This is a genomic window from Roseinatronobacter ekhonensis, assembly GCF_900499075.1.
Lineage (GTDB): Bacteria > Pseudomonadota > Alphaproteobacteria > Rhodobacterales > Rhodobacteraceae > Roseinatronobacter > Roseinatronobacter ekhonensis.
On the sequence record NZ_UIHC01000096.1, the window covers coordinates 1 to 5,113 of the forward strand.

The 5,113-nt window shown below is 59.9% G+C and carries 5 protein-coding genes; 3 read left to right on the plus strand and 2 right to left on the minus strand.

Translation table 11 applies throughout. The annotated features are described in order from the left end of the window. Nucleotides 1-217 precede the first annotated feature (217 nt). Nucleotides 218-1,123 (minus strand): LysR family transcriptional regulator, encoded by a 906-nt coding sequence (locus ROE7235_RS18600; RefSeq protein WP_121097320.1) that lies wholly within the window; start codon nt 1,121-1,123, stop codon nt 218-220. A gap of 88 nt (nt 1,124-1,211) precedes the next feature. On the opposite strand from ROE7235_RS18600, the gene metF reads away from it, so the two are divergent. The 3 genes from metF (at nt 1,212) to rnc (ending at nt 3,702) form a co-directional block, all read left to right on the plus strand. Continuing rightward, nucleotides 1,212-2,078, plus strand: coding sequence for a methylenetetrahydrofolate reductase [NAD(P)H] (gene metF / locus ROE7235_RS18605; RefSeq protein WP_121097311.1), 867 nt, complete (start codon nt 1,212-1,214; stop codon nt 2,076-2,078). A gap of 152 nt (nt 2,079-2,230) precedes the next feature. Then, complete coding sequence (lepB, locus tag ROE7235_RS18610) at nt 2,231-3,019, plus strand: signal peptidase I (protein WP_121097323.1); 789 nt, start codon at nt 2,231-2,233, stop codon at nt 3,017-3,019. Then, nucleotides 3,016-3,702, plus strand: a complete 687-nt coding sequence (gene rnc, locus ROE7235_RS18615; protein WP_121097314.1) for a ribonuclease III — start codon at nt 3,016-3,018, stop codon at nt 3,700-3,702. The genes lepB and rnc overlap by 4 nt, the downstream gene beginning before the upstream one ends. A 64-nt stretch (nt 3,703-3,766) precedes the next feature. Here the strand turns inward: rnc and ROE7235_RS18620 are convergent, their stop codons facing one another. Further along, nucleotides 3,767-4,819, minus strand: a complete 1,053-nt coding sequence (locus tag ROE7235_RS18620; RefSeq protein WP_183073584.1) for an acyltransferase family protein — start codon at nt 4,817-4,819, stop codon at nt 3,767-3,769. Between the last annotated feature and the right edge of the window lie 294 nt (nt 4,820-5,113).

Consider the following 5,113-nt stretch of genomic DNA (forward strand, 5'->3'; position numbering starts at 1 on the left):
TGATCAGAGCTTGAAGCTCAGCACGGTCGGCGGGGCCAAGGTAAAGGCAAATGTCATTGCGTCTCATGTCCCGAATATAGCACATCAGGCCCTCAATGGGAATCCTGTGTCAGGTGGGGAACACTAGCTTTGTGAATAATGTGGTTAGGATTACTGTGTAGTCTTTGTGCATTCACAAATTTGAAGTGTTCAATGCCACGGTGCTTTCTTACATCCGTCACCCCCTCTGCAACTTCACCGGCTCTGTCCGCGCCAGCCTCAGCACATGCGCCATAAATGGTTTCGCCGCGTCCTCGGTCCGCACCGCAGCGTATAGCCGCCGGGTCAGCCCGCCCTCTGTCAGCCGTTTGGTAACGTAATCCGAATGATACCGCACCTCGCGCAGCACCCAGTCGGGCAGGACCGACACGCCGCGCCCCGATGCCACCAGCAGCAGGATCACCGCCGTCAGTTCCACCGGGCGCACCGCGCGGGGTTCTACCTTGGCGGGGGTCAGAAGCTGGGTGAACACGTCCAGCCGCGCGCGGTCCACCGGGTAGGTGATCAGCGTCTGGTCGCGGAAATCCTGCGCCTCTATGAACGCCTTCTCGGCCAGCGGGTGGCCCTTGGCGGCGACAAAGACCGGCTCGTAATCGAACAGCGGCATGAATTGCACGCCGTCCATCGCTTCAGGGTCTGAGGAGATCACCAGATCCACCTCCTCGCGGCGCAAAGCGGGCAAGGCGTCAAAGGCCAGACCGGGGCGGATATCGACATCGACATCGGGCCAGGCCTTGCGGAACTGCTCCAGCACCGGGAACAGCCAGTCGAAACAGGCGTGGCATTCGATGGCGATGTGCAGCCGCCCCGAACTGCCCTTGACCAGCCCCGCGAATTCATCTTCCAGCGCGGTGACACGCGGCAGGATGTCTTCGGCGGCGCGCAGCATTTTCAGCCCGGCCGCCGACAGTTTCAGCGGTTTCGAGCGGCGCACGAACAGTTCCACCCCCGCCTGATCCTCCAGCCCCTTGACCTGATGCGACAGCGCAGATTGCGTCATGTTCAGCAGATCTGCGGCGCGCGCCAGCCCGCCCGCGTCGTGAATGGCCTTGATCGTGCGCAGGTGGCGGAATTCGATATGCATGGTGCGCTCATAATCATGTTGAAGATAATGAATTGGTTTCACATCCGCGCCTGTGGCACAAGATGTGAAACCAACCGGAGTTCCATCCATGTCCGCACCGCGCATTTCCTTCGAGTTTTTCCCGCCCAAGTCGCTGGAGGCCAGCTTCAAGCTGTGGGACACGGTGCGCATGCTGGCGCCGCTTGGCCCCGAATTCGTGTCGGTCACTTATGGCGCGGGCGGCACCACGCGGCAATTGACGCATGAGGCTGTGACAACCATCGGCAAACAGTTTGACCTGAACGTGGCTGCGCACCTGACCTGCGTGGACGCAACGCGCGCGGAAACACTGGCGATTGCCGACAGCTACGCGAAAGCGGGCGTGTCAGAGATTGTGGCCCTGCGCGGCGATCCGCCAAAAGGGCAGGGCGGGTTCACAGCGCATCCGGACGGGTTTGCCAATTCAATCGAGTTGATTGAAGAGCTGGCCGCCACCGGCAATTTCAACCTGCGCGTTGGTGCCTATCCCGAACCGCACCCCGAAGCCGCCGACACGCTGGCCGATGTGCGCTGGCTGAAACGCAAGTTCGAAGCGGGCGCGCATTCCGCGATTACCCAGTTCTTCTTCGAGCCGGAAACGTTCCTGCGGTTCCGCGATACCTGCGCGCGTGAGGGGATCACGGGACAGATCATTCCGGGCATCATCCCGATCGAAAACTGGTCGGGCATCCGCAAATTTGCACTGGAAACGGGCACCACGGTCCCGGCTTGGCTGGATGATGCCTTCGACAAAGCCACCCGCGACGGGCGCGAGGACCTGCTGGCCATGGCGCTGTGCACCGAGATGTGTGACAGGTTGATGCGCGAAGGGGTCGAAGACCTGCATTTCTACACCCTGAACCGTCCGCATCTGACACGCGATGTCTGCCATGCGCTGGGCGTGCAACACCATGTCGCGCTGGAGAACGTGGCCTGACCTGACGGCAGACCGCGGCGACCCAGAGGTCATGCGCGCCGCCTTGGGTAAACTTGGCTTGACGATGGTCGCCGCATCCCTTGCCCCGCTTGACTTCACGCGCCCCCCCGCCCATGAAGCGCGCAATGCAATCAGCAGCGGATACGGGGCCAATGGCAAGCATCGACGGCAAGAAAGACGGGCTTTGGGAGAACGTCAAAACGATCATTTATGCCCTGTTGATCGCAGGGTTGTTTCGGACCTTGTTCTTCCAGCCGTTCTGGATCCCCTCCGGCTCCATGAAAGAAACCCTGCTGATCGGGGATTTCCTGTTCGTCAACAAGATGGCCTATGGCTATTCACGCTATTCCTGTCCCTTTGCCATCTGCCCGTTTTCCGGCCGGATTTTCGCGTCTGACCCGGAACGGGGTGATGTTGTGGTCTTCCGCCATCCGGGCACCGGGGCCGATTACATCAAACGCCTGATCGGGCTGCCGGGCGATACGGTGCAACTGCGCGACGGCGTGTTGTTCCTGAACGGCGAAGAAGTGCCGCAAACCCCCGATGGTAATTTCGTCGAGGAATATGCGCGCCAAGGATCATCCGGCCAGTTCCCGCGCTGTGAGAACGCACCCGTGGGCGAGGGTGGCGATTGCCTGAAATCGCGCGTCATCGAAACCTTGCCCAACGGCGTCAGCTACCCCGTGCTGAACATCACCAGCACCGGGGCCGCGGATAGCACGCCGGTTTTCACCGTGCCAGAGGGAGAGTTTTTCTTCATGGGTGACAACCGGGACAACTCGCTTGACAGCCGGATGCCGCGCAGTGTGGGCGGCGTGGGTTTCGTTCCGTTCGACCATCTGATCGGGCGGGCGCGGCATGTCATGTTCTCTGCCGAGGGGCGCTCGCTCTACATGTTCTGGACATGGCGCGGCGACCGGTTCTTCGAGAGCCTGCGGTGAAACTGTCACGGGATATCGTGGCCTTCATGACGCGGCTGGGGCACGAGTTCGACCGCCCCGAACTGCTGATGCGGGCCCTGACGCATCCGTCGATTTCCACGCCGACGCGGCCTGACAATCAACGCCTGGAATTTCTGGGCGATCGCGTGCTGGGGCTGGTCATGGCAGAGGCGCTTCTGGCCGCCGATGAGACCGCGCGCGAAGGGCAGTTGGCCCCGCGCTACAACGCGCTTGTGCGCAAGGAAACCTGCGCCGAGATCGCGCGCCAGATCGAGCTTGGCGCGGTGCTGAAGCTGGGCCGGTCAGAGATGATGTCGGGCGGGCGGCGCAAGCTGGCTGTTCTGGGCGACGCGATGGAAGCGGTCATCGCCGCTGTCTATCTGGATGCCGGGTTCGAAGCCGCGCGGGCGGTGATCCTTGCCCATTGGGTGCCGTTCATCGACCGGGTCGACGCGGATTCGCGCGATGCGAAAACACTGTTGCAGGAATGGGCACAGGCGCGCGGGCTGGCTTTGCCGGAATATCTGGAAATTGAACGCGCGGGCCCCGACCATGCACCGGTCTTTACCATAGAAGCGCGGTTGAACACCGGCGACAGCGCCCGCGCCACAGCCGGCAGCAAGCGGCAGGCCGAGCAGCAGGCCGCAACCGCCCTTCTGGCGCTGCTCGACCCCGAAGGTTAGGCCGCACCAATTATTCCGGGCACACAGGTTCGGATATAGGTGCCCGAAACGTTGTTCGCGGCATTTACATCGCAGGCGGCGGGCCGTCCAGCGGCCCAATGATGTACAGGCCCAATACAAGGCCAAGCGCCATCAAAGCATAAGCCGAGGTCATCGCGATATATCCCAAGGCCGGTGTGTATAGCGACGACCTGTATTTATAGAGGTTGTGGTCGATCAATCGGTAGGCGCATGCCGCAACGAATATGGATAACGCAAATCCGATAATGTCAGCGGTCAAAAGGCCGATTTGCGGAACTCTCGATGCAAGCGCACCGGCGACGAACAGGCCGATCCAATGGTTTAGATACATTGGAAATGAGATGCCGCCCGCCCACATCCCAAGACGCGTTCGCAGACCGGGCCGCGCGCAAAGCAGCACGATCACAATCGAGAGGATCGGAACGAGATACCTATATTCAAACGCCCCTGTTGCCCAGCACACCGCCACGATTGCGCCGATGCCAATCAGGCTCATGCTGGCCAATGGATGCATGTGCCAGTTTCCGAACCGTTTTTGCAGCATAACGGCAAGCACACCGGCAGAGACGCTGCCGTACCACATTCCGATTGTGGTGGCGAGTATCGCGATGAATACCCATGTTATCCAGTGTTTGGCCAGCGGAACAAAGATGATCAGGATCGGCGCCATCAAGTAGAATTGCTCTTCCACCGCGATGGACCAGAAATGAGATCCGGTGCCGTTCAGCGGCAAGGCCGCAATGACCTCTGGTGTTTTCTGGATAAAGAAATTGTGGGTGAATGTCAGATCATAGCCCAGGCTTTCCCAGAAATATGGCGAGTAACCCTCTTTGGCATAGGCCACCAGGTATAAAAGACCGACGGCTGCAAAGAACGGAAGCCAGATGCGTATTGTCCGGTTATAAAAGAACCTTGGAAGGTCGGACCTGTCCATCCGGATAATAATCCCGGCTATCAGGAAACCGCTGAGTGCGAAGAATATCTGCACGAACAGATCACCGGCAAAATTGAGGTGTTGGACCGACCCGGCATGGACCCAGAACACGGCGGACGCGAGTAGAATGCGCAGCCAGTCGAATGCGGGATAGTCGCGCAATTTATAGTCCGGCGCCGCAATGCGGCTTATCCGGGTCGTATTGAAATCTGACTTGGGCGCATTGAGCACGGTTCTAAACTCCGAAAAACGGCACTACCAAGGTCGATACCGCGGGATCGGGTCATAAATTTGGCAGATATCGGTTAAGAATGCGTCCGGTGGTTTGGTGCGTATTCCGGGGTCATCCGGCCAGTGATTCCGAAAGTATCCGGCCACCCATTCCGATTTTATCCGGCCACTGATTCCGGAGCATCCGGCCACCCTGTGATGTGATGCTGCGAGGCAATCTGTAAC

Excerpts from the sequence above, each read along its gene's own strand:
- ROE7235_RS18600 (WP_121097320.1), bottom strand. The coding sequence starts at position 1,123 with ATGCATATCGAATTCCGCCACCTGCGCACGATCAAGGCCATTCACGAC.
- metF (WP_121097311.1), top strand. The coding sequence starts at position 1,212 with ATGTCCGCACCGCGCATTTCCTTCGAGTTTTTCCCGCCCAAGTCGCTG.
- lepB (WP_121097323.1), top strand. The coding sequence starts at position 2,231 with ATGGCAAGCATCGACGGCAAGAAAGACGGGCTTTGGGAGAACGTCAAA.